We start from the raw sequence: 25,432 nt of genomic DNA on the forward strand, positions 1-25,432 counted from the left end.
ATGATATATGATCCTGCATGTCCGGGCCTGTTTTACCCCACAGCCCGCTTTCCCAATGCCTGGTCCGGCCTCCCCTCCGCCTGTCCATCCGGCTGGTGTTCAAAGTAACAGCCCTTGGAAAAGAGGAAAATGGCCACCGTGAGATAGATGACGCCGAATATGATGCCAGGCCGTGACAGCAGCTCAATTCCCGGACAGTGTATCAAGCCAATGGCCGCGCACCCGGACATGACCAGCGCAAAGCTTCCCGCCATCTTATACCTGCGGTCCACCACACAGGCCAGAAGCCCGGCCAGCAGAAGGCTGGTAAGGAAACCGCCGTTCCCAAGATACATGATTCCCTCAATAGGCACGGAATACTCGGCAAAGTCCTGGACCGGTATGGCTTCCAGCACACCTCCCGCGGCCTGGACCGCTGAACTGATCAGGGTCTGCATGTATTGGAACAGGATGGGCATCAATGACAGGAATATGACCTGATAATACTTCTTATCCATGGAACGGAAGGTGCTGTCCGTCACGGAAAATCCAACGAAGATAAGAAGCACCATGACGGCTTCCGTGGGTATGACGGCCATCAGCACCCCGGTCAGCCCGGTGGTACAGATAAGCAGGTAAAGACAGCCATTCACAAGGGAAAATCCAGCCCTTGCCCCCAGTTCCTTCCAGCCCGGATGTCCGAAATACACGGTGGTTGGAAAGGGATTGCCAAACAGGGATCCTGCAATGGTGGAAACCCCGTCCATTATCATGGAACGGCGCTCCGGATATGTATCCCCCGCCATCCTGGCCGACTCAAGTCCCTGAAGTGTTGACAGGAAATTGTTTATCTGCAGCGGGATAATCACAGGCAGGAAGGGAACAATGCCCTTAAAACCAGCAGCTATATCCCCGGCGCTTAAGGATGGAGGATAGAAACCAAGGCTTGCAAAAGACTGTTCAAACTGCCCCCAGGTCTGGTATCCCCCGGCCCAGGCCACCGCGGTTCCAATGAGGATTGCCGCCACGCCTGAAGGAATCTTCGCAAAACGTTTATCCGCCTTACCTAAGTAATCAATAATGATGATAAACAAGGGAAGGAGCCCATACACCGGCTTATCAAACACCATGGCCAGGCCCACAATGGAGAGCCATACCATTGCAGATGAGGCCATGTTCCCCATCAGCGCACAGTTGGGAATATTATCAATGATCCACCGGCCCGCAAAACCGCCTGCAATCTCCACCATGCCTCCGATAAAGGCAGCTGCCAGCCCGACCTGGAAGGCCAGTTCCGCATCCTTTGTCTGCCAGTACACCGGCCCTATGATCAGGTACAGCCAGCCCGACAGCTGGGATGCACCGATCCCAAAGGGCTGGGACGTCACATCCTGACGTTTTTCCCTGACCGCCAGCTGTCTGGCCTCGTAGAAATACCACAGGTTCCCAAGGAAAATCGCCAGCCCGATTCCCGGAACCACCTTTCCTATGACAATCCTGGCCGGCATGCCGAACACCATGGTCATGATGCCTGTGGCGGTGAGTATTTTCGAAAAGCCATCAAAGAATATACCAAAGGAAGCATCGATATCTCCCTTCCCCCACCAGTGATACTTAAATCCTTCTTTTCCCATTGTTAAAAGTTCTCCATTTATTTGTTTGTGAATTAAACAAAGTTTGCAAAGAAAAATAAACGATAAATTCAACGTTTATATTATCTGGTTATGCAAAATATTTCATTCTTTATTTGAGTATTAAACAAACTATATATTTAAAAACGGATTCCTAATCCTTTTTAAATATATCACTTCGTTATTTATTTGTCAATACTTTTTTGTGAAACCTTCCTGCTTTTTATGGATGGATATTTAATGATTATCCAGGTGATTATTTGACGGATATTTGGCGGACAATAATGAAAATTATTGGCAAACCTCTTGATTTTTCCTGATGTCTGTGGTATTATAATCACTGCTTATCAACGCATTCATTGGGCGAATTCCCGAGTGGCCAAAGGGGACAGACTGTAAATCTGCTGCTAATAGCTTCGGTGGTTCGAATCCACCTTCGCCCACTAGCATGCCGGTCATAGCTTAAGGACATCAGTGCACAGCGCGTAAAGGTCCTCGTTTTCAGCCGCGGCATGCATATAAGTACATCCGTACGCTGCGGGTGTGGTGGAATAGGCAGACACAAGGGACTTAAAATCCCTCGGTAGCGATACCGTGCCGGTTCAAGTCCGGCCACCCGCATGTGGGAAAGACCTGGAACGTATGTTCCAGGTCTTTTTATGTCCACCCTATCCGATTTTTCATATTCATGCTTTCAACCAAATCCCACCCCAACGATTGACAAAGAGCCAAAAGAAAAAGCGCCTCATGGCCGCATCCTGATATCTGCCGCCACAAAGCGCTCTCCCTTTCAATTCCCTATCTATATTCCCATGAATCCTCTGCACATCCCCGGATTCTTCTTCCTCACTCCTACTTCTCCTCCCCCACGCCATCGGCAAACCGCGAATCCACAACCGGGTAAAAATCCTCGGGCCTGGAGATAAACACCGCAGCACTGTATGAAGGCATGTTAACCTTCAGGATACCTTCCCTTACACGGTACATCATGATTCCGGCGTTATACCCATCCTCCGTGGACAGGATAGGGCGTCCAAGAATCATGTCATCCGTTATGCCCAGCTGCCACACCGGAATCTCCATGGTCTGCGCCTCAGGGCTGTTGCACACAACGGTCACTGCCTGATAGTTCTCATACATGCGCCCATAGGCAATCTTCTGATACCCTGCCACCAGCGGCTTCACGCTTCCCTTGCGGAACGCCGGGACCCTTTTATGGATACCGGTCATATAGCGGTGGAACTCAATCAGTTCCAGGTCCTCACTGCCCCAGGGATACGTCCTTCTGCTGTCCGGGTCGGTCCAGCCGCACACGCCAGCCTCATCACCATAATAGAAAGTGGGGGCGCCCGGCCATGTCATCTGGATTACCACCGCCTCCCGGAGCACGCACAGCTTTATGTTCTCTCCTGCCCTGTCAGGCCCCATGGTTCCGGTCCTGCCCACCATCTGGTTGGTTCTTGTAAGGAACCTTGAATGATCATGGTTGGACAGCTGGTTCATGGCCGTCATCACGGTGTTGGTCTGCATACGGCTCATATGGAACTTCATTGCATTAAAAAATGCTTCCCCATCTCCCCACAGGCCGCCGTTATAGCTGTCGCTGTGCTTCTCCATACCGGTCAGGAACCAAGTGACCGGCTCCATGAACGCATCATAATTCATGATGGAGTCCCACTGGTCCCCTTCCAGCCAGGACGCCGGGTCACCGTAATGCTCTGCAAGAATCAGCACATCCGGATTAACCTCCTTCACGGCCTGCCTGAACCTGCGCCAGAAGGAATGATTATATTCCGAGGTGTGGCCCAGATCGGCAGCCACATCCAGACGCCATCCGTCAATTGAATACGGCGGGGAAACCCACTTCCTTGCAACATTCAGTATATACTCCACCAGCTTGTCAGAATTTTCATAATTCAGCTTGGGCAGGGTATCATGCCCCCACCATCCGTCATATGTGGTGTTGCGGGGCCATGCCTGGTCCCTCTCATCATGAAAGTGGAAAAAGCTGCGGTAAGGGCTGTCCTTGGATTCATAGGCCCCCGGTTCATAATCCCCTGAATGCTTATACACTTCTTCCGCATCCAGCCATTTATTAAAAGAACCGCAGTGGTTAAACACGCCGTCCAGTATGATTTTCATGCCGCGCCTGTGGATTTCCTGGACAAATTCAGCAAAAAATGCATCACTGGCTTCCAGGTTCTCCCTTCCCGCACTGCGTATCACATACTTCTCCGCGTCCTGGTTATCAGTGGCATTCTCATCCACCAGCCTGCCGCCGTCCTTCACAATCCTGCCAAAATGGGGATCGATATGTTCATAATCCTGGCAGTCATACTTATGGTTGGACGGGGATACGAAAATCGGGTTCAGGTAAATGACCTCCACGCCAAGACTTTTGATATAGTCCAGTTTATCCCAGACCCCCTTTAAGTCGCCGCCGTAAAAATATCCCACGTCCATTGCGGACGGGTTCCTGCCCCAGTCCTCAACCCGCTGGACCGGACGGCCTATATATACATACTCACAGGTCTCCACATCATTACTTTTATCGCCATTGCAGAACCGGTCCACAAATATCTGATACATCACAGCACCCTTGGCCCATTCCGGTGTATGGAACCCCGGGGTGATCTTAAAATCAAACCCTGGCTGGGCCTCATCCACGGCGCCCAGGCGGTTATATATACAGACATCCTGTCCGGATACAACTTTAAAGTGATAAAGCACCTGATCGGTGCCTACTGTGATTTCATATTCATAATAGTCGAACAATTCATCTGAAAGGACCTTGGTCATCTCAACCTCAGCATTGTCCTCTACGTAATATACATGTTCTGCGTTGCCCTTACCTGTCCGCATATGGAGGATTACATCGTCATCTGCGTCCGGCTCAGCCGGAAAACGGTAGTCCTCTGTCTCTGAGGAAAATAGGGCCTCCCTGTTGATTAGTCCGTTTATATTGTCTTCCACTCTTTATATCCTTTTCCTTATTTGTTCAAAAAATACTTCCCTTCCATCTATTGTATATGAATTCCCACAATTGCACAAGACGAATAATAGTAGAAAAACCGCGATAACGGTGGCATTTTTGCACACCTGCCACAAAGTGAAAAGCCTGGCGGGGTAGCCAGGCTTTTCAGGAGAAGGTATTTCGTTTCTTATGGGGTGTAGCAAAAACTATATAATGTATTGGGGGGGGTTACGTCTATTATAATATCACAGGTATGAAAAAAAGTGTGCACAAAGATGCAATTTTTTCCAGGTGGTTTGTGGTGAAAATAGACAAAGGAGGGGGGCTTATTCGAGGAAACACACCCTTTTAATCAAAAACCACTCAGTAATTATACTTTTGGGAGCAGTTATTCCAGTAACGGTTCATGGAAAATGTAGCAATCAGGGCCATGAAAGCAAGGACTGACAGGATAAGCCAGCCGTTTCCGTAAAACAGGAGTGTGTGGATATGACGGAGGAACAGGCGTGTTATGAGGACATAGATGATAAAGCCGGCCAGCATTGCAACATTGTACATGCTGCGCATGTATGCTTTGGGGTGAAGGGAAAGCCGGTTCCTGATATAAAGGCTGGTCATGCGGTTCAAGGTAAGGAATACAAGCAGACCCACCGTCAGCTGGATACTGATTCCCCAATGGGCGGGGACTGACTGGAAGATGATATATTCAATGGCATACAGATAAAAAAGATACTGGACAGCCGTGACCACTTCCTGGTATATGCGCTCCCTCCTTGCCGGGTACTCCTCCGTGCTTTGGATGATGCCGTCACAGAACTCCTTCATACTGATTCCCAGTTTTTCAGACATGGTCATCTGCTCCCGGTCAGCTTCCAGCGCGATTCCTATAAGATCCTTTTGGATGACCTCAATCTGAAAAAGAGACAGATGGGAGGATGACAGGTATTGAATCATGCGGGTCACCTCATTCCTGTTTTGGTCAGACCGGATGGTTTTTATTGAGATACTGTTCTCCTTTTGCAGGTCTTTCAGGTTATTGTGTATCAGGGCCATGATTTTCCTCCTTCAAATATATGATTGACCGATATGCTTATCTCCTGCCAGACGGTTCCAAAATCATTGAGATATCCATGGCCTTCTCCGGTCAGCGTATAGTACTTGCGGCTAGGTCCCAGGGGACTGGGTTTATAGGTGGCGGTAATCAGTCCCTTCTTCTCCAGCCGAAGCAGGAGAGGATAAAGGGTACCTTCCCTTACTTCCGTAAGACCATTATCCTGCAGCTGCGAAACAATATCATATCCGTAGGTTTCACGGCTTTCAATGATTTTCAGGATGCAGCCTTCCAGGATGCCTTTCATTAATTGGGTTCTGTCCACGCAGGTTTCCTCCTCCCCGGGATGTGTCTGATATTTCATTCCCGCCATCTGCACGCCCCATCCTACCTTGTAATACAATATACCTTACTACATTGTATCACAAGGTAGTGGATTGGTCAATATACAGGTATGGCATAAGAGAACATTTTGGCAAGAACATAACCGGAAACAGCGCAGACAAAAGTCCGCGCTGTTTCCGGTATTCCCCATATATCCTAAATCTTTATCATATTCTTCCTGACACAGTCCACATACCGCTTACTGGGCCGGATTAAATAACGCCTCGAATTCTTCCTGGTTAATCTTTTCCTTTTCAATCAAAAGGCTGGCACAGGAATGCAGGACGTAATCATATTCCTTGATGATATCCTTTGCCTTCTGGTAGCACTCGTCGATAATCCGCTTCACCTCAGTATCAATGGTATCCGCCACACCGTTGCCATAGGACTTGGTGTGTGCCAGGTCGCGTCCGATGAACACTTCATTGTCATCCCCGCCGTACTGGATCATGCCCACCTTGTCGGACATACCGTACTGGGTAACCATGGCCCTGGCAATCTGGGTTGCCTGCTTGATGTCCTGGGATGCCCCTGTAGTGATATCGTCAAATATCAGTTCCTCGGCAATCCTGCCGCCTAAGTCCACCATGATGTTCTGCATCATGCGTCCCCTGGAGTTGAACATCTCGTCATTCTCAGGAAGAGGCATGGTATATCCGGCTGCGCCGATTCCGGTCGGGATAATGGAGACCGTGTGCACAGGACCCACGTCCGGAAGCACATGGAACAGGATTGCATGGCCCGCCTCATGGTATGCCGTAATCTTCTTATCCTTTTCGGAAATCACCTTACTCTTCTTCTCAGCGCCGATTCCCACCTTTACAAATGCCCTGTCAATATCGCTCTGCTTGATGAACCTGCGGTTCTCCCTTGCAGAGACAATGGCTGCCTCGTTCATCAGGTTCTCCAAGTCGGCGCCTGTAAACCCTGCCGTGGTCTGCGCCACCCTGCGCAGGTCCACATCCTCGCTTAAAGGTTTCTCCTTGGAGTGCACCTTGAGGATTTCCTCGCGTCCCTTTACATCCGGACGGCCCACCGCAACCTTCCTGTCAAAACGTCCCGGCCGCAGGATTGCAGGATCCAGTATATCCACGCGGTTGGTGGCTGCCATGACAATGATTCCCTCATTGACGCCAAAACCGTCCATCTCAACCAGCAGCTGGTTCAGGGTCTGTTCCCTCTCATCGTGGCCGCCGCCCATGCCGGTTCCCCTGCGGCGCGCAACCGCGTCAATCTCATCGATGAACACGATACAGGGTGAATTCTTCTTGGCCTCCTCAAACAGGTCGCGGACACGGGATGCGCCCACACCTACGAACATTTCCACAAAGTCAGAACCGGAGATGGAAAAGAAGGGCACCCCGGCCTCACCGGCCACTGCCTTGGCCAACAGCGTCTTACCGGTTCCAGGCGGTCCCACAAGAAGCAGCCCCTTGGGGATCCTGGCTCCGACACTGGTATACTTCTGTGGATTCTTAAGGAAATCCACCACCTCTTCCAGTTCTTCCTTTTCCTCCACAAGGCCCGCCACATTGGAGAAATTCACCTTGCTGTCACGGCTCATCCTGGCCCTGCTCTTGCCAAAATTCATCATCCTGGCATTGGCTCCCCCGCCTCCCGCGCTGCGGTTCATCACCATGATGATGATGACCACCACCACGATGGAAAGCATGAAGGGAAGGATGATGGTCACCAGATAGTTCTCCTGGGGCACATCCATCACCACATACTCCATCTGATGGTCATCCAGAAGCTTCTGGGTATCCTTTACATCTGTCACATACAGGCGTTTCACCTGTCCGTCTGTCAGGGTAATGACCACCTCACCCGTAGGTGTCTGCGGATTCTGATGGATGGCGACCTCTGCTGCCTGGCCATCATCCAATATCCTGACAAAATCCTGATTCGTAACCTTATCCGCCTGTCTTGCATATGGCAGCCGCACTGCCGTGGCGATTAAGATCAGCATCAGGAGTATGAAAATAAAACCTCTAAATGTCTGCTGCTGTCTCACCGAATTGCCTCCTTAGACCTTCTTTCTACTTATTGTCCAGCTCTACTACTCCGATGTAAGGCAGGTTACGGTACTTCTGGTCATAGTCAAGTCCATATCCCACTACAAATTCATCCGGTATTGTAAAACAGGTATAATCCACCTTCACCTGCTTCTTCACACGGCGCTCCGGCTTATCTAAAAGCGTGCACAGACGGATGCTCTTTGGCCCTCTCTGCTTCAGCACCTCAATCAGATATGCCAGGGTACGGCCGGAGTCAATGATATCCTCCACAATCAGTACATCCTTGCCTGCCAGCGGTTCATCCAGGTCCTTGAGTATCCGCACGACACCGCTGGACTCAGTTCCCGCGCCATAGCTGGAAACCGACATGAAGTCCAGGGATACGGGAACCGTAAGCCTCTTGGCCAGTTCACAGGTAAAGAATACCCCTCCCTTTAATATACAGATCAGGTGGATCTGTCTGCCCTCATACTCCTCGCTGATTTTTGCCGCTACCTCATTAATGCGTCTGTCAACCTCTTCTTCGGTCAGTAACACACGAATCCTATCCGCCATCACTTTATCCTCCGTTTCACTCATTCTTTTCTTCTACCGCCTGCCTCTGCCTGCAGTACCTTGGTGGTATCAGGACCAATCTTGTAAAACTCACTGATCCTATATCCGATTATCCACATCACATGACTGCCATCTGTCAGAAGGGGGACCTGGTCCCGCAGCTGTCTCGGTATCTTCTCATCAATCATAAACCGTTTTAACGCCTTATGGCTTCCATCGGCCAGGGTTATATAGTCTCCTGGGCGCCTGGTTCTTACCACGGGCGTACCCTCTATTCTATCACAGTCAAACCATTTCGTATACATATTTTTCGGAAATTGTGACCCTTTTTTATAGGGAAAAACACACATCCTGACCTGGGGCAGGCATACCTCTTTGTCCTTTTCCTGTAAAATGCTCCTGCCCACGGAAATCTCCCTGTATTCCCTCCTGGCCATAAGCGAATATGGCAGGTCCACCTCTTTTCCCACCGGCCGTCCGGCCAGGGCCAGCACCTGCTGCACATGGATGAGGCCAAGGTCCTTGGCTGAACCTGCCAGGCGTTTTAACAGCTCCATCACCACATAGGAGCGGATGATTTCCGGCTCTGCCTGAAGCAGGTCACAGGGAATCAGGAAATGCTCCGGGCCATCACGTACAACATGCCCTTTTATCCAGCATTCCCCCTGAGCCCGCAGATATTCATCTGCCTGGGATGCCAGCTTCCCCATGCGCAGGATATTACCGGCCGCGCCCTGGTTTACCTCCGCCTCAATCAGCGGAAGGAGATTGCTCCGTATCCGGTTACGGGTATAGTGGCCGGAGCTGTTGGTGGAGTCCTGTACCCAGGCGCATCCATTTTCCTCCAGCCACTCCACGATATCCCGGCGTCCTATATCCAGAAGAGGCCGTATGATCCTCCCCCGTACATAAGAGATCCCTTTCAGCCCACCAAGCCCGCTTCCCCGGAACAGGTTGTGGAGTATGGTTTCCGCCTGGTCATCGCTGTGGTGGGCCACTGCAATCTTCACCCTTTTATTCCGGCAGTCCCCTGTCTCACCGCCGTAGCGCTGCCGCCCGCCATCACAATCCCGGTCTTCACCGTCCCGGCGCTGCCGCCCGCCATCACAATCCCAGTCTTCACCGCCGCAGCCATCGCTGTCTTCCCACCAGCGGGCCTCCCGCTCCAATGCCTCATATCTCAGGTACCGGCCAGCCTCCTCCTCGGACATACCGTTTTCCGATGCATACTTACGCACATCTACCTTTATGATATGACAGGTGACCTCCAGTTCTTCACACAATGCCCTGACAAAATCCGCATCCCTGTCAGCTTCCTGTCCCCTCAGACCATGATGGACATGGACCGCCATAAGCTTAAGGTCCCAGTCCTTTTTCATACCGCATAACAACGTTAAGAGGCAGACGGAATCTGCCCCTCCTGATACTGCTGCGATGACCCGGTCCCCCGGGTCCAGCATATGATATTCTTCAATGGTCCTTCTGACCCTCTGCTCTGCCTCGTCCATTCGTCCCACCTGCATCCGGTTATTCTCCAGGCCGTCAAAAAACGCCCTCCATACCAAATAAACCAGGATGCTGCCGGAAAGCGATTTTCAAACACGCCTTAGGTGTCTTATTATAATATACCCGCAAATCCCCGGCCGCGCAAGCCCCATAATACTGTCTTTCCCTACGGGTGCCGTTTCCACAGCCCTGCTGTCAGCACCGTCATGTCATCCCTCGGCGCCGGAATGAAGGACACTGCAAAATCCAGTATCTGGTCAGCCAGTTCCTGTGGCCCCATCTCATCCACGCTTTCCAGGTACTGTTTCATCACCTGCTCCTTGTCATCCCCCGGCAGCGCGTCCAGCACCCCGTCGCTGACCATGATGATACGGTTCCCATCCCACAGCTTCCTGGACATGAGCACCGGCTCCACCCCGTTCATGATGCCCATGGGGACCTGTCCTGCTTCCAGGATTTCCACACCCTCATCGCCAATGATGAAGGTTGGTACCGCCCCCAGCTTCATCACCTCCAGAACGCCGGTGTGCAGGTCGATGCAGCTCACATCCAGCGTAGCCGGGTGCTGCTCCGCACCTGCCAGCAAAAGGACCGTGTTCACCAGCTTAAGGGCCGCCCTTGCCGAGAATCCCGTCTCCAGCAGCTGCTCCGTCAGTTCCACCACCTGCCTGCTTTCCTTAGACGCGGTCTCCCCGCTTCCCATGCCGTCGGAAAGGCTCATCACCACCTGGCTTCCCTGGCTTTCGCAGAACGTATAATTATCCCCTGAATACTTCTCTCCCTGGCGCGGTATCCTGGACGCGCCGTAAAGCATGCGGTAGCCGCCGTCCTCCAGCAGACGGATGGTGGCGTACTGTTTTGTTATGATGCTGCGGCTGTCCTTGGCAGGGCTCCACCTGGAATCATCCACCACCTCGCCCATAAGCTCAGCCGCTTCCTTGGATGTTATGCACCTGCCGTTGGTGGTCCTGGCGGTCAGGAACGCCTCCTTCTGACCATTCTCATACTCCAGCAAAAGCAGGTTCCCCACCGCTATATGATACCTTCTGAAATGCTTTTTTATTATGTAATCAAACTCCTCACTGATATCCCTGGCCTGGTCAATCTGATGTGAAAATTCCTCCAGGATGACAGACAGTTCCCTGAACTGTGACACCACCGCGTCCCTGCTCTCTAAGAACCGGTTTTTCCAGGACAGGTTCATGGTAGCCCGTCCCAGGCTGCGGTTGAGCTGGGCCAGGTACGCGTCCTGTTTCCTGCACCCGGTCTGGAACATCTGGGGCATGTCCTCATAATCAATACGGCCCTTCTGTTCAAATGCCCGCAGCAGGTAATACAGGTAATAGCTGTCCTCCTTTTCACTGTCAGCATACAGATTACACTTGCTGCAGCTCTCGCACACCAGGGCAGCGCTTGCCTGCATGGCAGCCAGTCCATCCACACGGGACAGCTGTCCGCTCTTTTCCACCTCATCATCAAATGCCTTGGCCAGCTGGTTCAGCGACTCCGCCATATCCCCCAGCCTTCTGGCCGTATAATGATTCACATCCACTTTATTTTTTATATCTCTGCTATTTCTTGAAAACACAAAAATCCCTCCTAATCCGCGTAACTTTCAGTATACGCATCATGGAGGGAAATAAATGTCTAATCATGAACCGATTATTAAAAATGTTTCGCCTGTTTTCGTCATTACTCCGTTGGCTTTAAGAGTATCTCATCCGGGTTCACCAGTCCCAGCTTTTCCTTGGCTACTTCCTCGGCATACTGCTTGGTCTTGACGTAAATCTTGTATTCCTGCAGCTCGCTGGTCCGCTTCTCCTCCTCCGCCACCTGCTTTGCCAGATTCTCTTCCCTTATCTGGTAATCCAGGTCAGACTGCTTAAGATCCGCGCCCTTTATGTTAATGGCCACTGCAAGGCACATGACAACAAGGGTAATACCCATGATAGCCATGCGGTTTGCCCATTTATCCTTTTTTATGCGTCTTGATTTACCATAGGATCTCATCTGTCTATTCACCAACTCCGCTTTGTTTCTGGTTACAAATCTTTGTATGTTTGTTCCTGTTTAATATCATTTTAAGACATTTACCTATCTTTTTCAAGCACTTAAAGAAAATTCTGCTGATGAGCCTGTCATATAGGATCATGCCCATAAACACCCCGCCTACCACATACGCCCGGAAGACCCCGTCGTTCTGTTCATACAGAAGGATGAACGTCACAAGGCCCGCATACAGCCAATATATGAAATCCTCCACCCCCGTCCAGAAGCTACCGTGCCGGATGACCAGACGGAATACCCTCAGGGTATCATAGGCCAGCATCAGCCATGCCCCGGTCACCAGGCTCAGCACCATAAGCCAGACTTCGTACTGAATCCTGCCGCTCACATCCTTACCTCCTATTTAAACAGCCTGGTAAACAGGGATTCCCCGGACTTGCGCAGGGCCTCATTGGAGCTGTACACACAGCTGTCAATGGTCCCCTCTATATCCACTTCCCCCTTTTCAAGGGTAAGCCTGCTCACATGCAGGTCCTTTCCCTTAATGGTGAGAAGCCCCATATCCGTATCCAGGACAATGGCATTCTCATCAAAGGACACCACGTCGCAGATTCCTGTTATGTTTCCTGTTCCACGGTTCTGAAATATAAGTTTGTGCTGGCGTCCGCCAACGCTTCTTTCTTCCATAAAAAAACCTCCCCATATATCTAACCTAAGTTAAATATATGGGGAGGTTGGCCATTCTATGCCTTTTATCTCAGATATAACGGTAAAGCTCTTTGGCTTCATCCTTTTTCACGGTTTCCTGCACGTCCAGGACCTCGACCTTCACAGCCTTGGCGCCAAACTGAATCTCAATCATATCCCCTGTCTTCACATTCAGGGAAGCCTTTGCCGGCTTATCATTCACCAGCACGCGGCCTGCATCACACGCCTCATTGGCAATGGTCCTGCGCTTAATCAAACGGGAAACCTTGAGAAACTTGTCCAGTCTCATGAATTATTTGTTAACCTCATCCTTCAGGGCCTTGCCTGCTTTGAACTTTGGAGTCTTGGAAGCAGGGATAGGCATAGCGTTACCAGTCTTAGGATTCCTGCCCTCTCTTGCAGCCCTCTCAGCAACCTCGAAAGTACCAAAGCCAACCAGCTGTACTTTTCCGCCCTTTACAAGTTCTTCTGCTACTGCATCAGTGAAAGCCTTAACAGCCTTCTCTGCATCTTTCTTGGAAAGTTCTGCCTTCTCAGCAACTGCTGCGATTAATTCTGTCTTGTTCATCAATTTGTCCTCCTGAATATAGTCCCGGGAACCTCCCGGATTCATTACTTAATTAATGTCTGGTATACTTAATCATTTATAGCCTTTTTGCTTTGATTTGTCAAGGTTTTTTGGCTTTTTCCTGCATTTTTATCTGATTCCAGAGAGCGGTCCCTTCCTCCACTGAATTTATCTTAACATTTCCAAAGACGTGGGGGTGTCTTCGCACCATTTTCCTGCACACACCGTCAATCACATCCTCAATGGTAAAGCAGCCCTGCTCACTTGCAATCTGGCTGTTAATCATCACCTGGAACAGCACATCCCCCAATTCCTCACACAGATTCTCCATATCCCCCCGATCCACAGCCTCAAACACTTCCTCAGCCTCCGAAGCCAAATGCTTCTTCAGACTCCCAAACGTCTGCTCCCTATCCCAGGGACACCCCTCCTCCGACCGAAGCTTCGCCGTAATCCCCTTCAATTCCTCAAATGTATACATACAAACCAACCTCCTACCAAAAATCCCATACCCAATGTTCCCGCCACCCCCATATCCCCCACTCCTTTTTCACTACCATCCCCACCATCCGTTTCGCGCATGTCACTGCCGGAATCCCTCAGTCTGCGAAGCGGGCCAGGGAGGGCCTCCTGCTATGGGACCGGGCGGGGGCCTTGGGGCGGCAGTGGTCCGGACGCGTAGTGGAGGAGGGAGCAGCTTCTTAGTCCCTGTCAGCCTGAAAACCGGGGGTGGACGAATGCATCAAAGCATGAGTCCAAGGGGCTTTGAACGTAGAAAGTCCCTCAGGATTTCTACGTGAATAGCCCCGATCCCCCGGTTTTCAGGCTGTCAGGGGCTTAGAAGCTGCCCCTCCGGAACCCAGCGTCCGGGCCACTGCCGCCCCAAGGCCCCCGCCCGGTCCCGCAGCAGGAGGCCCTCCCTGGCCCGCTTCGCAGACGCAGCCCCCCTCCGCTCCCACATCCGCCAAACCCTACTCCCCTTTATTCCTCTTAATCACCTTAAGCCTGGTAAACTCCTCCCTCTCCTTCTCTTCCAGCGCATCCGAGATGGATTTGCTCAGATTGGTATAGTGGGGAATGGTGATATTCTTAAGGGCATTGGCCCTTTTCTGTGTCTTCTTAATGGAGTTAGCCAGGCGGTAAGCGGAATTTTCCACCATGGACAGCTTGATGGTCAGTTCCTTCACCTTTTCAAAATGGTATCTGGCCTCGTCCAGGGACTCGGTGGTGTTATAAAACCCGTAAGTCAGGGCCAGAGGCTTCACCTCATGCTGCACCAGCGGGATTTCCGTTCCCATGATGCTCCTGGCCTTAATCTTCACCCTGTCATCCACCGGCACGGATGCGCCGATTTCCTGGACATAGTTGATTCCCAGCTCGATGTTGGCCTTCTGCAGCGCGGCATAGGCGGCCCGGAACGTGGAATCAATTTCGGACTGGATGCCCTTTGCCTCGTCAATCAGGCCCATAAGCTCACGGATAAGGATATTCCTCTTCTTATCCATAAGCCCATAGCCCATGTTTGCCAGGTTCAGTGAGTTCTTGGCCGCAATCAGATTACCTTTTGTGGGAAATGTATTTGGATCCATTTACATCACTCCTTACGCTGCCATGTCATTCTTCCTCTGGCTTATAAAACTGGTCAAGTATCTTAGTGTCAATACGGTCAAGCTCTTCCCTGGGCAGCATGCCAAGGAGCTTCCAGCCAATGTCCAGTGTCTCCAGTATGGTCCTGTTCTCATGGCGCTCCTGGCCCACGAAATTCTCTTCAAACTCCCTGCCGAACACAAGATACTTCTTGTCCGTGGGAGACAATTCATCCTCGCCGATAACCGATGCAAGGGCCCTGGCGTCCCCCACCTTTGCATAGCAGGAGAACAGCTGGTTGGCCACGTCCTGATGGTCGGCCCTTGTATACCCCTCGCCGATACCGTCCTTCATCAGACGCGACAGGGAGGGCAGCACATTGATGGGCGGATAGATGGACTGCCCGTTTAACTGGCGGTCCAGTACGATCTGCCCCTCCGTGATGTATCCGGTCAGGTCAGGGATGGGATGGGTGATATCGTCATTGGGCATGGTAAGGATTGGAATCTGGGTAACAGATCCCGGCCGTCCCGCCACAATCCCAGCCCTCTCATAAAGGGAGGCCAGGTCACTGTACAGATACCCCGGGAATCCCTTCCTGGAAGGAATCTCACCCTTGGATGATGAAACCTCACGCAGCGCCTCTGCATAGCTTGTCATGTCGGTCAGTATGACCAGTATATGCATACCCTTTTCAAAGGCAAGGTACTCCGCCAGCGTCAGGGCAATCTTGGGCGTGATTAAACGCTCCACCACCGGGTCATTGGCCAGGTTGATGAACATGGCCACATGCTCGGACACGCCGCTCTCCTCAAAGGTGCGGCGGAAGAAATCAGCCACGTCATACTTAACGCCCATGGCCCCGAACACAATGGCAAACTTCTCATCTGAATTATCCCCCAGGGATGCCTGCTGCACAATCTGGGCAGCCAGCTGGTCATGGGGCAGTCCGTTGCCTGAGAATATGGGCAGCTTCTGTCCCCTTATAAGCGTTGTAAGCCCGTCAATGGCGGAGATGCCCGTGCGGATATAGTTCCTGGGATACTCACGTGTAACCGGGTTTAAAGGTTTTCCGTTGATATCCAGCTTCACATCGGATATGATGTCGCCCAATCCGTCAATGGGCTGCCCGATACCGTTAAAGGTACGACCCAGCATTTCCTCGGAAACTTCAATCTCCATGGGATGTCCGGTCAGCCTTGTATGGGTGTTGCGCAGGGCCATGCCCTCGGTGCCCTCAAAGACCTGGATGATTGCCTTGTCCCCGTAAATCTCAATGATACGTCCAATCTTGTGGGTACTGCCGTTTACCGTCATCTCCACGATTTCATCGAAAGCCGCATTCTGAACGCCCTCAAGGACGACCAGCGGGCCATTGATTTCACTTAAACCTAAATATTCAATTGCCATATGTCCGTCCTCCTTTACGCGTTCCTCTCCATTACCCTGTCATAGAACGCGTCAATCTGCTGTTTATAATCGTCAAACATATCCAGGCGGTCGTTGGGGACATCATACTTAATGGATATGATCTTATCAAAAATATTCTCTTCCTTTAACACGGAAACAGGCATGCCCATGGAAATCAGCGCCCTGCACTTCTTGTTCAGGTACAGGATGATTTCCATCATTTTGAACTGCTTAATCAGGGGCACGGACGTGTCTTCCTTATGGAACGCGTTCTGCTGCAGGAAGCCCAGGCGGATTACCCTTGCAATCTCAAGCACCAGCTTCTGGTCGTCCGGCAGCACGTCCGCCCCAATCAGCTTTACAATCTCCATCAGGCTGCTCTCCTGGGTCAGAAGCGCCATCAGGCGGTTGCGGTAATCCACAAACTTCTTATCCACATTGTCCATGTACCAGGACGCCAGGTCATTGATGTACTCGGAATAGCTGGTCAGCCAGTGGATGGCCGGGAAATGTCTGGCATAGGCCAGGGATTTATCCAGTCCCCAGAAACAGCGCACGAAACGCTTGGTGTTCATGGTCACAGGCTCTGAGAAGTCACCGCCCTGTGGTGAAACAGCGCCGATGATGGTCACGGAGCCTTCGGTTCCGTTTAAGTTCTGCATCATGCCCGCCCTCTCATAGAACGCGGACAGACGGGACGCCAGATATGCCGGGAAACCTTCCTCTGCCGGCATTTCCTCCAGACGGCCCGAAAGCTCACGCAGCGCCTCCGCCCACCTGGAAGTAGAGTCTGCCATGATGGCCACATGATATCCCATGTCCCTGTAGTATTCCGCCAGGGTCAGGCCGGAATACAGGCTAGCCTCACGGGCAGCCACGGGCATGTTGGATGTATTGGCAATCAGCGTGGTCCTGTCCATCAGGGGATTGCCTGTCTTGGGATCGATCAGCTCCGAGAACTCCTCCAGCACCTGGGTCATCTCGTTGCCGCGCTCCCCGCAGCCGATGTAGATGATCACATCCGCGTCCGACCACTTGGCAACCTGGTGCTGGGTCATGGTCTTGCCCGTGCCGAAACCGCCCGGAATGGCAGCCGTTCCGCCTTTTGCCAGCGGGAACATGGTGTCCAGGATACGCTGTCCCGTAATCAGCGGCTTTACGGCAGGGAAACGCTTGGCGGACGGCCTTGGGATACGGATGGGCCACTTCTGGGTCATGGTAAGCTTTTTCTCCGTTCCGTCCATCAGCTGTACGGTGAGCAGCGTCTCCTCAATGGTATACTGTCCGTCCGGCATGACCTCAAGGACATAGCCCTCCACATCCGGCGGCACCATCACCTTATGGGTAATGGCCCTTGTCTCAGGCACCTCGGCGATAATGGTCCCAGGCATCAGGCGGTCGCCCTTCTTTACCACCATGTGTGTCTCCCACTTCTTGGAAGTATCCAGGCTGTCCACGGAGATACCGCGGCTGATATAATATCCGCTGCCCTTGGCAATCTCGCTTAAGGGCCTTTCAATACCGTCAAAAATATTGCTCAGGATTCCGGGGGCCAGTGTAACGGACACGGGCGCGCCCGTACCGGTCACGGTTTCTCCCGGTTTGATGCCGCTGGTTTCCTCATACACCTGAACCGTTGTTTTTTCTGAAGTAAGTCCGATGACCTCGCCCACCAGGTTCTCCGCTCCCACATAAACCATTTCATTCATCTGGAATCCCGGATCGCCCAGCAAGGAAACGACAGGACCATTAATGCCGTGTATCACACCTGTCTTAGCCACTTTACTTACCTCCTAAATCGAATTTGAACTCATGACGCGCTTCATTTAACTTAGTCTCAAATGAATTGTCAATCAGTATATGTTTACCCGGGATCACGGCCCTGGTACCGCCGTCAAAGGAATATTCGCTGATTTTGATGGATGCGTTGTGATGCAGGGCAATCCTCTGCACCTTATCCACATCAGACGGATCCATATACACAATCAGCTCCTCGTTTCCCGCAAACTCCTTTACCGCCTTCACCTGGCGGTCCAGAAGGCGCTGGTATTCCTGAGTCTCCATGAAATTAGCCAGCTTATCCCTAAGCTCCACAAACAGCTTATCCTTAAGTTCCTCCTGCCTGCGGCTGAATTCCCTCTTAAGGTCCAGCTGTCCGATGGAAAGCCGTTTATTGATCTCACGTTCCAGCTTCTCTGTTTCTGCCTCCACCTGCATGTCGGCCCGCCGTCTTGCGTCAGCGGTATGCTCCTCATAGGCGCTCTCCAGGGCGTTCATATAATCGTCCAGCATCCTGGCGCTGCGCTCCCTGGCATCCTCCATACAGATATCCTGGAAATGCTTCAGCTTCTCCTCTGTTGTCAAGCTGCCTCACCTGCTTTCTCTATTCTTGTCCGTTCAGATATGTCTGAACCCTGCTTACAGTTTCAGTCCAATGGCCTCGTTCACATAGGAGGTGATAAAGTCCGGCTTGCGGCCGGTTCCATGGCGGTCCGGTATCTCGATGATCAGCGGGAGTTTCCGCTCCAGCTTCACGTCATCGATTATCTCCGGGAACTCCCTGCCGAACTTCTCTGTCAGCAGGATGATGCCAATGGATTTATCGGCCAAAACCTTATCCAGCTCATTCTTAAGCTCTTCCCTCTCATGGACCACAGCGCCCTCCACACCTGCCAGGCGCATCCCGGTCAGGGTGTCCACATTGTCGCTGATAAGGTACATCTTCATAGACTTACAGCTTGCCCAGGATCATAAAGGAAATGATCAGGCCATACAGACACACACCTTCGGCAAGACCTACGAAGATTAATGATTTACCAAGAATGGAGCTGTCCTCACTGATTGCCCCAAGGGCAGCGCTGGCAGCAGCGGATACCGCGATGCCGCCGCCCAGGCAGGAAAGCCCGGTTGAAAGGGCGGCTGAAAGATATCCCATGCCTGCCGCGGAGGATCCTGCTGCCTGGGCCCCTGCCTCTGCCGCCTGGGCATTGCCGGAAAACATGACAACCGCTGCAAAGACCATGGTGCCAAAGAACAGGAACATATTGGCTGCCAGCGCCGTCTTATAGCGTCCCTTTGTCTTTTCCCCTGCTGCAAATGCCCCAAATGGTACTGCGATGCTCAAAATCAGTGCTGCACTCAGTGTGATCTTAACTAATAAACTCATATCTCATTTCTCCTTTTTAATCCCCGGTCCCTCTGGCAGACGCCAGTGTCCGGCAGTATTTTTTATGTTTACTGCTCTCCGGCAGCTTTTCCATATGGTTCAAAGGCCCGGCCGCTGCCGCGGTAGAACCGGCTGAACAGCTCATAATATTCCAGACGGAGTACCTGAATCCCTACAATCAGGCCCTCCATGCCGCACACAAACAGGTTGCCGCCGATGACCACGGCCCAGTTGGTGCTTCCTCCTGCCTCCGCGCCTGCAAGCATCAGCACCACCTGCATCATGGCGGCGTGGCTCACTGCAAATGCGCCCACACGGACAAAGGAAAGTGTGTTGGAAAAATAGCTTAAAAGCACTTCAAACAGTTCAAATATCCCCTGGGTAATGAACATACCCATACCGCCCTCTATCCGTTCCGACTTCTTCTCCACAATGGCCGTAAGAGGTTCCTTGAAGAACATGATGATCAGCGGTATCAAAAACATGACAACCAGTATGAACGTGGCAGGAAGCGCATTGCCCGTCATATAAAGGACCAGCACAACGGTCAGGGCAAGATAAAACACAAACCCGGCCACACCGTTGGTATCAAAGTAAATCTTCTCCATATCATGGGAACGGACGCTGTTGATGATGTTAAGCACCATACACATCAGGATGATTCCCATACCGATGGCCACAGCCACCACGAACACGGTGTTCAGCTTGCCGATGAAGGGAAGGTTCACCATGGCTTCCTGGGGCCTGAGCCAGACAGCGTCGATGATATCCTCGAACCCGAAGACACTGCCAAACAGGAAACCGAATATGGTGGAGAACACACCGCAGCAGGAAATGATACCTGCCAGGCGCACCTTCCTGAAACGGTACAGCAGGTATCCCCCGATAAGCAGGCACAATCCCTGTCCCGCATCCCCGAACATGAACCCGAACAGGATGGAGTAGGTGATGCCGATCAGGATGGTGGGATCCAGTTCATTATAGGACGGAAGCCCGTACATCTCCACATACATCTCAAATGGCTTGAACAGCCCGGGATTCTTCATCTTGGTAGGAGGATTGCTCATGATATTATTATGGTCATCCTCAATGATACAGAACGTATCATCATCCCGTTCAATCTCCTTCTGGAAGGCCGCCGCATCCTTCTGGGTCATCCACCCGCACAGGATATAGAAGTTATGGCGGTCATGCTTGGTAACCGCCGCCATCTTGCGCACATCGAAATTAGTGGAAAATGTCCGCACCGTGAAATAGGCGGCAACCAGCTCATCCTTCCTGCTGCTGATGGCCTCCACGATTTCCTTGTCAATCCCGTCAATCTCCTTCTGGAAGGCGCTGATACGGTCGTCCAGGATATGTCCGGCCTCCACCGGCGTGCCCTCATATTCATCCGGAAGATAACAGCGCTCAAAATGCATGGATGCATAGATGGCGTCTATCTTATCAGCCAGCTTTTCAGGCACGAAGTAGACCACCCACACATACTCGTCATTTTCCTCACACTTAAACATCACGGTGTCAATGCTGTCATACACATAGGCGTAGAATTTTTCATAATATTCCCTGGAAATGCGGCCGAACCGGAACTTCATGAACCGGAATCCAAGTATCTTCTTCACATCATAATTAAGCCCGTTAAACGGAGCCACCTTGTCCCTGGATGCCTGCAGTTCATCCCTCAGTCCCACAAGCCCGCTTTTTTTATCGGTCAGCTCCTTAAGCTCGCTGTCCAGGGCGTGGATCAGGTCCACCGCCTCCTCCAGTTTAAGCTTCCGGTCCGTGTGTTCAGGCAGCAGCTCATGGTAGCTTTCCACCAGCTCGCCCGCCTTTGCAAGCTCCTCCTTATAAGGATTGGACTCAATATAGGGCCGCAGGTCCTTAACCGTCTTGAGCTCCGACAAGGCGTTCTCCAGGTGGATCTCATATCTGGAAAGATAGGTGTACACCACCCGGTCAATATCTGCCTTGGGACCGGTAATACTCAGGAATTTCATTTTCTCAATCACATCTTAACCCCCTTTAGTCAATTTGCCGCCAGGCCATACCGTATCTTCTCAATGGTATTGATGATATGTGCAATCTCCCTCTCCTTGAAGTAAAGATAGGAGTTGAGTATGGCGATGGAGTATGGGTCTTTTCTTCTGGTCATCTGGTAAATCCTGTCAATAATCTCAAACGTCAGATGGTCCAGATCCGGTTCCTCTGACTGGCGGATGACATCCAGCTTCCCATACCAGCTTCCCCGTATCAGCTCATAGAGCTGAGAAAGGTTCTCGGCCTCAGCCATCTTATTGATTTCCGCCTTGGTCAGATGAAGCTGTATGGGAATCAGCATGGCATATATCTCTCCCGGGGAAAGCTGGTAAAACTTCTTGGAGCGGCACAGCCACTCAAGGTTCAGCATATCCATCCTGGTCCCAAAGCACTGGGACAGGATCCTGCGCTCCTCCTTGGACAGATACTTATCCTTTATCTTCCACATGGTCCTGAAATATAGCATATCCAGGGCCGTCTCACAGGCCGGCAGGCTGGCCTTGCCGTTCTCAAGCATGAGATTTAACGGACCGTAATACGGCGACCCTTTCAGGTTGCCCACAAACTCCGCCATTGAACCGGACTGGGACAGAAGAATCAGGTCAATGCTGGAATGGCGCTCGAAAAAGTCCTTAAACATGGACAGGTCCTGGCGCTGTTCCCTGTGTCCCACCGCGTTCCTTAAACAGGTCTTTATGATGCTTATCTCATAGTGCATGAAATACAGGTCCAGGAAACGTCTCTGCTTCAGGTTTGCGAACTTATACAGCTTTGCAAAATCCCTGTACTGTGAAAGGTTCAGGCGCTGCTCAATGCTGCCCCTGTGCATGTCCTTTTCCTCCACATCTTCGAATATCTCCCTGTAAGGCAGGAAGCGGCGCAGGTAATCCACTGCTTCAGGCACGCTTTCCAACGCGGCCATCTCTTCAAACTGTTCATCCTTAATGCGCCAACGCTCCATGGCTTTCACCTTGGTCGCAATGCCGCTGTAGGTAATCAGGCTGCCCATACGCTCACTCCTTTATCATCTTCTGGAACAGGGCATCTGCATACGCTGTGTGATAACGGTTATAATTATCTTCCAACTGTTTAAGAAGTGTCTCAAAATCCGATTTCTGCCGGGCAAGCATGGCTTCCATATCTGCTTCCATCTTATGCCCGATATCAGCAATCCTGTGGGCTGTTTCCTGTTCAAGGCCGGCATCAAAAGAGGCAGTCTTGTCTTCCATCTCTTTGGCAAATGCTTTCTTGCGCACATTGGCCTCGTCCGCAATCGCACCGGCTGCTTCCTCTATCTCCCATAACTTGTTGATTACAGTATCCATAGAGCTCCTCCTTTATAAATTCATATCACTTCATGATACTACTTTTTTCGAAAAAAACCAGAGGTTTTTTAGAATTAGAATAAAATTTTAACAATTTCCTTATGGCAAAATGCCAAAAAGAGAAAGGATATTTTTTATCCTTCCTCTTTTTACCAACATATATTCCAATATTTCCTATACAACTTCTACAAATTCCATATTATGGGACATTTCCAGCTTCTGACAGTCCCGTCCGGCTCCTGTCCGGCCCCTACTGTCCGCCTGTCTCCCCGCCCTCAGTTGGCGCCACCTCGGTTTCGGCGACCGGCTCCACTTTTTCCAGGAACCTGCTGGACACATACGCTTCCTGTCCCTCGTAGTTAATCACATCCCAGTCATTGCTGTAGCGCTTAACATAATCCACCTCATAACCGTTGGTAAGCTGGACCAGGATACGGCTGTCCGTGGACGGCTCCTTGCGGACATTCACGCTGTTGCCCTTAATCCGGTAAACCACTGCCGGCGGCTCTGTCTCCGGTTCAGTCTCGGGTTCCGGCGGCGGCGTGGGCGCAGGTTCAGTGGCAGCCGTGGTAACGGTAGGCGCCGTGGTGGTCTTATCCTTATCCTTGCCTCCCTTGGACCCCAAGGTCTGTATGACAACAATCAGCAGCACCACCGCAAGCACGGGAATCAGAAGTCTCCAGATATAATATACGGGGGACACCCGTCTGCGTTTTTTCTTCCTGGGCGCTCCCTGGCGGGAACCACCTGAACCGGAAGGACGTCCCTGGCTTCTGCCTCCGCCCTGTCCGCCCCTTGAACCGGAACCTGACCGGCCCCCGGAACCGGATGTCCTCACCGGCTGGCGGGAAGAACCTCCCCTGGATGCCTGTGACGGCCTGGATGACCGCCCCCCCGAAAACTCGTTGGCAAACACATAGACCTCCTGGGTCAGCAGCTGGTATGCCTGATTGGCATCATACGCGGCATCATCCCCTTCATGGACAGCCTTGTTGCCCAGGATACGGATGGTATGGTAATTATCCTTGGTTGCCTTATTAATCCACTGGCCCTCATAGAGCTGGTCAATGGTATCCGACAGATCCCCTTCCACCAGGCACGCGCGTTCCGCCATGCACCGCACCATATACTCCAGGACCTGCCTTGCCTTAACCATCACAAGATTATATTCTTTTCGTACAATTAAACGTTCTGCCTCTTTCACGCCCAGTTGAATCTGCTGCCAGCTGGTCGTCCGCTCCATATTCGACATAGCCTTCCTCCTTAGTATCGCAGATATCCGCCTATTATGTATAGTATAATCGATTTTTGGCAATTTTGCACTATTAATTATAAAAAATCAGAAAAATAAGAAAAAAGTAAATTTTGTTGCAAATAGGCACTTCCAATGATAAAATAAGGCCTGCGGTTACTCAATAATAGTACTGTTTTGGAAAGAAAGGAAAAATAACATGCGATTACGCCATATCCGCGGTGCAGAAGAGTCCATTGCATCCAGTCCCTATGTAATCCAGGAGCCGGAGACAAGGCGCGGGAACTGGAACCAGGTCTTCTGCAACAGCAATCCCATCGAGATAGAGGTGGGGATGGGAAAAGGACGCTTCATCATGGAGCTGGCACAGACCCATCCCGATATCAATTATATAGGCATAGAACGCTATTCCAGCGTACTCTTAAGAGGATTGGAAAAGCGTTCACAGCTGGAGCTTGACAATATCTACTTCATGTGCATCGATGCCAAAACCCTGCCCGACATTTTTGCCCCCGGCGAGGTCAGCCGCATCTACCTGAACTTCTCAGATCCCTGGCCCAAGGACCGCCATGCCAAGCGCAGGCTGACTTCCCCTGCCTTCATGGGCGTGTACGGCAGGATCCTGGCCCCCGGCGGCACCGTGGAGTTTAAAACGGACAACCGGGAATTGTTTGAATATTCCCTGGAATCCATTCCCGCCTCAGGCTGGAACATCCTGGCCCATACATTTGACCTGCACGGCAGCCCCATGGCTGAAGGCAACGTGATGACTGAATATGAAATGAAATTCGCAGGAGAGGGCAAACCCATCTGCAAACTGATTGCCTCAAAACCCCAGCCTTAGGGAGCGCCGGGGGATGCATGTCCAGACAGGCCCGGTGACGCGGTGTCTGCACCAACTGACAGGACGCGTCATATACTGTTACTAACAGAACCTTCTGCCGGAGGCGGTTTATATGGCATTGCCACCAGGAATCACAAAAAAGCTGTTACAGGCAACCAGTGACAAAACAGATTTAAACAAGCAGGCGCTCCGCCTGAGCCGTTCCTTTAAGGAAGTGAATAAAATCATTGGTCCTGGTTCCAAAGCAAAGAAAAAAGAAAAATAATTTTTTTGGCGAAAATGGTTGACATTTAACTTTCAAAGAGATATAATGTCGTTCGTGTCACCCGCAAGGGTTGAATGAAAACACGGGCATGCGCCTTTAGCTCAGTTGGTAGAGCAGTAGACTCTTAATCTATTTGTCCAGGGTTCGAGTCCCTGAAGGCGCACT

Annotated in this window: 27 protein-coding genes and 3 tRNA genes; 5 read left to right on the forward strand and 25 right to left on the reverse strand. The window is 51.5% G+C overall.

Annotated elements, in window-relative coordinates:
• Positions 1–32: 32 nt before the first annotated feature.
• Positions 33–1,613 (reverse strand): uracil permease, encoded by a 1,581-nt coding sequence (locus tag LK536_RS57250; protein WP_227795595.1) that lies wholly within the window; start codon positions 1,611–1,613, stop codon positions 33–35.
• A 358-nt stretch (positions 1,614–1,971) separates the two neighbouring features.
• Here LK536_RS57250 and LK536_RS57255 point away from each other — a divergent pair.
• Together LK536_RS57255 and LK536_RS57260 are read left to right on the forward strand one after the other, a co-directional pair.
• A tRNA-Tyr gene (locus tag LK536_RS57255) sits at positions 1,972–2,053 on the forward strand.
• A gap of 94 nt (positions 2,054–2,147) precedes the next feature.
• Positions 2,148–2,231 (forward strand) — tRNA-Leu (locus LK536_RS57260).
• Positions 2,232–2,462: 231 nt separating this feature from the next.
• On the opposite strand, the gene LK536_RS57265 is transcribed toward LK536_RS57260, so the two are convergent.
• From LK536_RS57265 to LK536_RS57380, 24 genes are all read right to left on the reverse strand, one after another.
• Positions 2,463–4,583 carry a glycoside hydrolase family 13 protein gene (locus LK536_RS57265; RefSeq protein WP_227795594.1) on the reverse strand — a complete coding sequence of 707 codons (2,121 nt, stop codon included), beginning with the start codon at positions 4,581–4,583 and terminating at the stop codon, positions 2,463–2,465.
• Between the two features lie 364 nt (positions 4,584–4,947).
• Positions 4,948–5,637 (reverse strand): hypothetical protein, encoded by a 690-nt coding sequence (locus tag LK536_RS57270; protein ID WP_227795593.1) that lies wholly within the window; start codon positions 5,635–5,637, stop codon positions 4,948–4,950.
• Positions 5,628–5,999 (reverse strand): PadR family transcriptional regulator, encoded by a 372-nt coding sequence (locus LK536_RS57275; RefSeq protein WP_474912563.1) that lies wholly within the window; start codon positions 5,997–5,999, stop codon positions 5,628–5,630. The genes LK536_RS57270 and LK536_RS57275 overlap by 10 nt, the downstream gene beginning before the upstream one ends.
• Positions 6,000–6,218: 219 nt before the next feature.
• Complete coding sequence (gene ftsH, locus LK536_RS57280) at positions 6,219–7,988, reverse strand: ATP-dependent zinc metalloprotease FtsH (protein WP_235712125.1); 1,770 nt, start codon at positions 7,986–7,988, stop codon at positions 6,219–6,221.
• Positions 7,989–8,058: 70 nt separating this feature from the next.
• Positions 8,059–8,592, reverse strand: a complete 534-nt coding sequence (gene hpt, locus LK536_RS57285; protein ID WP_025485014.1) for a hypoxanthine phosphoribosyltransferase — start codon at positions 8,590–8,592, stop codon at positions 8,059–8,061.
• Between the two features lie 20 nt (positions 8,593–8,612).
• Complete coding sequence (tilS, locus tag LK536_RS57290; protein ID WP_331472119.1) at positions 8,613–10,115, reverse strand: tRNA lysidine(34) synthetase TilS; 1,503 nt, start codon at positions 10,113–10,115, stop codon at positions 8,613–8,615.
• A 149-nt stretch (positions 10,116–10,264) separates the two neighbouring features.
• Positions 10,265–11,686, reverse strand: coding sequence for a SpoIIE family protein phosphatase (locus tag LK536_RS57295; protein WP_008720817.1), 1,422 nt, complete (start codon positions 11,684–11,686; stop codon positions 10,265–10,267).
• A gap of 104 nt (positions 11,687–11,790) precedes the next feature.
• On the reverse strand, positions 11,791–12,054 hold the full coding sequence (locus LK536_RS57300) for a septum formation initiator family protein (protein WP_331472118.1): 264 nt from the start codon (positions 12,052–12,054) through the stop codon (positions 11,791–11,793).
• Between the two features lie 58 nt (positions 12,055–12,112).
• Positions 12,113–12,493 (reverse strand): spore cortex biosynthesis protein YabQ, encoded by a 381-nt coding sequence (gene yabQ / locus LK536_RS57305; protein ID WP_008720821.1) that lies wholly within the window; start codon positions 12,491–12,493, stop codon positions 12,113–12,115.
• Positions 12,494–12,504: 11 nt separating this feature from the next.
• Complete coding sequence (gene yabP, locus LK536_RS57310; protein ID WP_008720823.1) at positions 12,505–12,792, reverse strand: sporulation protein YabP; 288 nt, start codon at positions 12,790–12,792, stop codon at positions 12,505–12,507.
• 70 nt (positions 12,793–12,862) lie between these two features.
• Positions 12,863–13,102, reverse strand: a complete 240-nt coding sequence (locus LK536_RS57315) for an RNA-binding S4 domain-containing protein (RefSeq protein ID WP_008720826.1) — start codon at positions 13,100–13,102, stop codon at positions 12,863–12,865.
• Between the two features lie 3 nt (positions 13,103–13,105).
• On the reverse strand, positions 13,106–13,426 hold the full coding sequence (hbs, locus tag LK536_RS57320; RefSeq protein WP_264469875.1) for a non-specific DNA-binding protein Hbs: 321 nt from the start codon (positions 13,424–13,426) through the stop codon (positions 13,106–13,108).
• Positions 13,427–13,481: 55 nt separating this feature from the next.
• On the reverse strand, positions 13,482–13,862 hold the full coding sequence (locus LK536_RS57325) for a MazG nucleotide pyrophosphohydrolase domain-containing protein (protein ID WP_008720829.1): 381 nt from the start codon (positions 13,860–13,862) through the stop codon (positions 13,482–13,484).
• A 340-nt stretch (positions 13,863–14,202) separates the two neighbouring features.
• A complete protein-coding gene (locus LK536_RS57330) occupies positions 14,203–14,349 on the reverse strand; it encodes a hypothetical protein (RefSeq protein WP_227795591.1) in 147 nt (48 codons plus the stop codon).
• Between the two features lie 3 nt (positions 14,350–14,352).
• Positions 14,353–14,970 (reverse strand): V-type ATP synthase subunit D, encoded by a 618-nt coding sequence (locus LK536_RS57335; RefSeq protein ID WP_227795590.1) that lies wholly within the window; start codon positions 14,968–14,970, stop codon positions 14,353–14,355.
• 25 nt (positions 14,971–14,995) lie between these two features.
• Positions 14,996–16,378: a V-type ATP synthase subunit B gene (locus LK536_RS57340; RefSeq protein WP_008720831.1), complete on the reverse strand. Its 1,383-nt coding sequence runs from the start codon at positions 16,376–16,378 to the stop codon at positions 14,996–14,998.
• A gap of 14 nt (positions 16,379–16,392) precedes the next feature.
• Positions 16,393–18,159, reverse strand: a complete 1,767-nt coding sequence (locus LK536_RS57345) for a V-type ATP synthase subunit A (RefSeq protein WP_008720832.1) — start codon at positions 18,157–18,159, stop codon at positions 16,393–16,395.
• Between the two features lies 1 nt (position 18,160).
• Positions 18,161–18,742: a V-type ATP synthase subunit E gene (locus LK536_RS57350; protein ID WP_008720833.1), complete on the reverse strand. Its 582-nt coding sequence runs from the start codon at positions 18,740–18,742 to the stop codon at positions 18,161–18,163.
• A gap of 54 nt (positions 18,743–18,796) precedes the next feature.
• Positions 18,797–19,105 carry a V-type ATP synthase subunit F gene (locus LK536_RS57355; protein ID WP_008720834.1) on the reverse strand — a complete coding sequence of 103 codons (309 nt, stop codon included), beginning with the start codon at positions 19,103–19,105 and terminating at the stop codon, positions 18,797–18,799.
• A 4-nt stretch (positions 19,106–19,109) separates the two neighbouring features.
• On the reverse strand, positions 19,110–19,544 hold the full coding sequence (locus LK536_RS57360; RefSeq protein WP_008720835.1) for an ATP synthase subunit C: 435 nt from the start codon (positions 19,542–19,544) through the stop codon (positions 19,110–19,112).
• Between the two features lie 68 nt (positions 19,545–19,612).
• Positions 19,613–21,553: a V-type ATP synthase subunit I gene (locus tag LK536_RS57365; protein WP_227795589.1), complete on the reverse strand. Its 1,941-nt coding sequence runs from the start codon at positions 21,551–21,553 to the stop codon at positions 19,613–19,615.
• A 17-nt stretch (positions 21,554–21,570) separates the two neighbouring features.
• On the reverse strand, positions 21,571–22,590 hold the full coding sequence (locus LK536_RS57370; protein ID WP_227795588.1) for a V0D/AC39 family V-type ATPase subunit: 1,020 nt from the start codon (positions 22,588–22,590) through the stop codon (positions 21,571–21,573).
• Positions 22,591–22,594: 4 nt separating this feature from the next.
• Positions 22,595–22,906 carry a hypothetical protein gene (locus tag LK536_RS57375; protein WP_008720838.1) on the reverse strand — a complete coding sequence of 104 codons (312 nt, stop codon included), beginning with the start codon at positions 22,904–22,906 and terminating at the stop codon, positions 22,595–22,597.
• Positions 22,907–23,156: 250 nt separating this feature from the next.
• Positions 23,157–24,158, reverse strand: a complete 1,002-nt coding sequence (locus LK536_RS57380) for an SH3 domain-containing protein (protein ID WP_025485006.1) — start codon at positions 24,156–24,158, stop codon at positions 23,157–23,159.
• Between the two features lie 199 nt (positions 24,159–24,357).
• Here LK536_RS57380 and trmB point away from each other — a divergent pair, with 199 nt between their 5' ends.
• From trmB to LK536_RS57395, 3 genes are all read left to right on the forward strand, one after another.
• The gene (gene trmB / locus LK536_RS57385) at positions 24,358–25,002 is read left to right on the forward strand and encodes a tRNA (guanosine(46)-N7)-methyltransferase TrmB (protein WP_025485005.1); all 645 of its coding nucleotides are present in this window, start codon (positions 24,358–24,360) and stop codon (positions 25,000–25,002) included.
• A gap of 112 nt (positions 25,003–25,114) precedes the next feature.
• Positions 25,115–25,267 carry a hypothetical protein gene (locus LK536_RS57390; protein WP_008720841.1) on the forward strand — a complete coding sequence of 51 codons (153 nt, stop codon included), beginning with the start codon at positions 25,115–25,117 and terminating at the stop codon, positions 25,265–25,267.
• A 90-nt stretch (positions 25,268–25,357) separates the two neighbouring features.
• Positions 25,358–25,430 (forward strand) — tRNA-Lys (locus LK536_RS57395).
• Positions 25,431–25,432: the final 2 nt, after the last annotated feature.

The organism is Clostridium pacaense (genome assembly GCF_020709765.2).
GTDB classification, from domain to species: Bacteria; Bacillota; Clostridia; order Lachnospirales; family Lachnospiraceae; genus Enterocloster; species Enterocloster hominis.

Excerpts from the sequence above, each read along its gene's own strand:
- tilS (WP_331472119.1), bottom strand. The coding sequence starts at position 10,115 with ATGCAGGTGGGACGAATGGACGAGGCAGAGCAGAGGGTCAGAAGGACC.
- LK536_RS57355 (WP_008720834.1), bottom strand. The coding sequence starts at position 19,105 with ATGAAGATGTACCTTATCAGCGACAATGTGGACACCCTGACCGGGATG.
- hbs (WP_264469875.1), bottom strand. The coding sequence starts at position 13,426 with ATGAATCCGGGAGGTTCCCGGGACTATATTCAGGAGGACAAATTGATG.
- LK536_RS57375 (WP_008720838.1), bottom strand. The coding sequence starts at position 22,906 with ATGGATACTGTAATCAACAAGTTATGGGAGATAGAGGAAGCAGCCGGT.
- LK536_RS57300 (WP_331472118.1), bottom strand. The coding sequence starts at position 12,054 with ATGGCTATCATGGGTATTACCCTTGTTGTCATGTGCCTTGCAGTGGCC.
- LK536_RS57380 (WP_025485006.1), bottom strand. The coding sequence starts at position 24,158 with ATGTCGAATATGGAGCGGACGACCAGCTGGCAGCAGATTCAACTGGGC.
- yabP (WP_008720823.1), bottom strand. The coding sequence starts at position 12,792 with ATGGAAGAAAGAAGCGTTGGCGGACGCCAGCACAAACTTATATTTCAG.
- LK536_RS57315 (WP_008720826.1), bottom strand. The coding sequence starts at position 13,102 with ATGAGACTGGACAAGTTTCTCAAGGTTTCCCGTTTGATTAAGCGCAGG.
- LK536_RS57270 (WP_227795593.1), bottom strand. The coding sequence starts at position 5,637 with ATGGCCCTGATACACAATAACCTGAAAGACCTGCAAAAGGAGAACAGT.
- LK536_RS57335 (WP_227795590.1), bottom strand. The coding sequence starts at position 14,970 with ATGGATCCAAATACATTTCCCACAAAAGGTAATCTGATTGCGGCCAAG.
- trmB (WP_025485005.1), top strand. The coding sequence starts at position 24,358 with ATGCGATTACGCCATATCCGCGGTGCAGAAGAGTCCATTGCATCCAGT.
- LK536_RS57250 (WP_227795595.1), bottom strand. The coding sequence starts at position 1,613 with ATGGGAAAAGAAGGATTTAAGTATCACTGGTGGGGGAAGGGAGATATC.
- LK536_RS57370 (WP_227795588.1), bottom strand. The coding sequence starts at position 22,590 with ATGGGCAGCCTGATTACCTACAGCGGCATTGCGACCAAGGTGAAAGCC.
- LK536_RS57360 (WP_008720835.1), bottom strand. The coding sequence starts at position 19,544 with ATGAGTTTATTAGTTAAGATCACACTGAGTGCAGCACTGATTTTGAGC.
- LK536_RS57340 (WP_008720831.1), bottom strand. The coding sequence starts at position 16,378 with ATGGCAATTGAATATTTAGGTTTAAGTGAAATCAATGGCCCGCTGGTC.
- ftsH (WP_235712125.1), bottom strand. The coding sequence starts at position 7,988 with ATGCTGATCTTAATCGCCACGGCAGTGCGGCTGCCATATGCAAGACAG.
- LK536_RS57325 (WP_008720829.1), bottom strand. The coding sequence starts at position 13,862 with ATGTATACATTTGAGGAATTGAAGGGGATTACGGCGAAGCTTCGGTCG.
- LK536_RS57275 (WP_474912563.1), bottom strand. The coding sequence starts at position 5,999 with ATGAAATATCAGACACATCCCGGGGAGGAGGAAACCTGCGTGGACAGA.
- LK536_RS57390 (WP_008720841.1), top strand. The coding sequence starts at position 25,115 with ATGGCATTGCCACCAGGAATCACAAAAAAGCTGTTACAGGCAACCAGT.
- hpt (WP_025485014.1), bottom strand. The coding sequence starts at position 8,592 with ATGGCGGATAGGATTCGTGTGTTACTGACCGAAGAAGAGGTTGACAGA.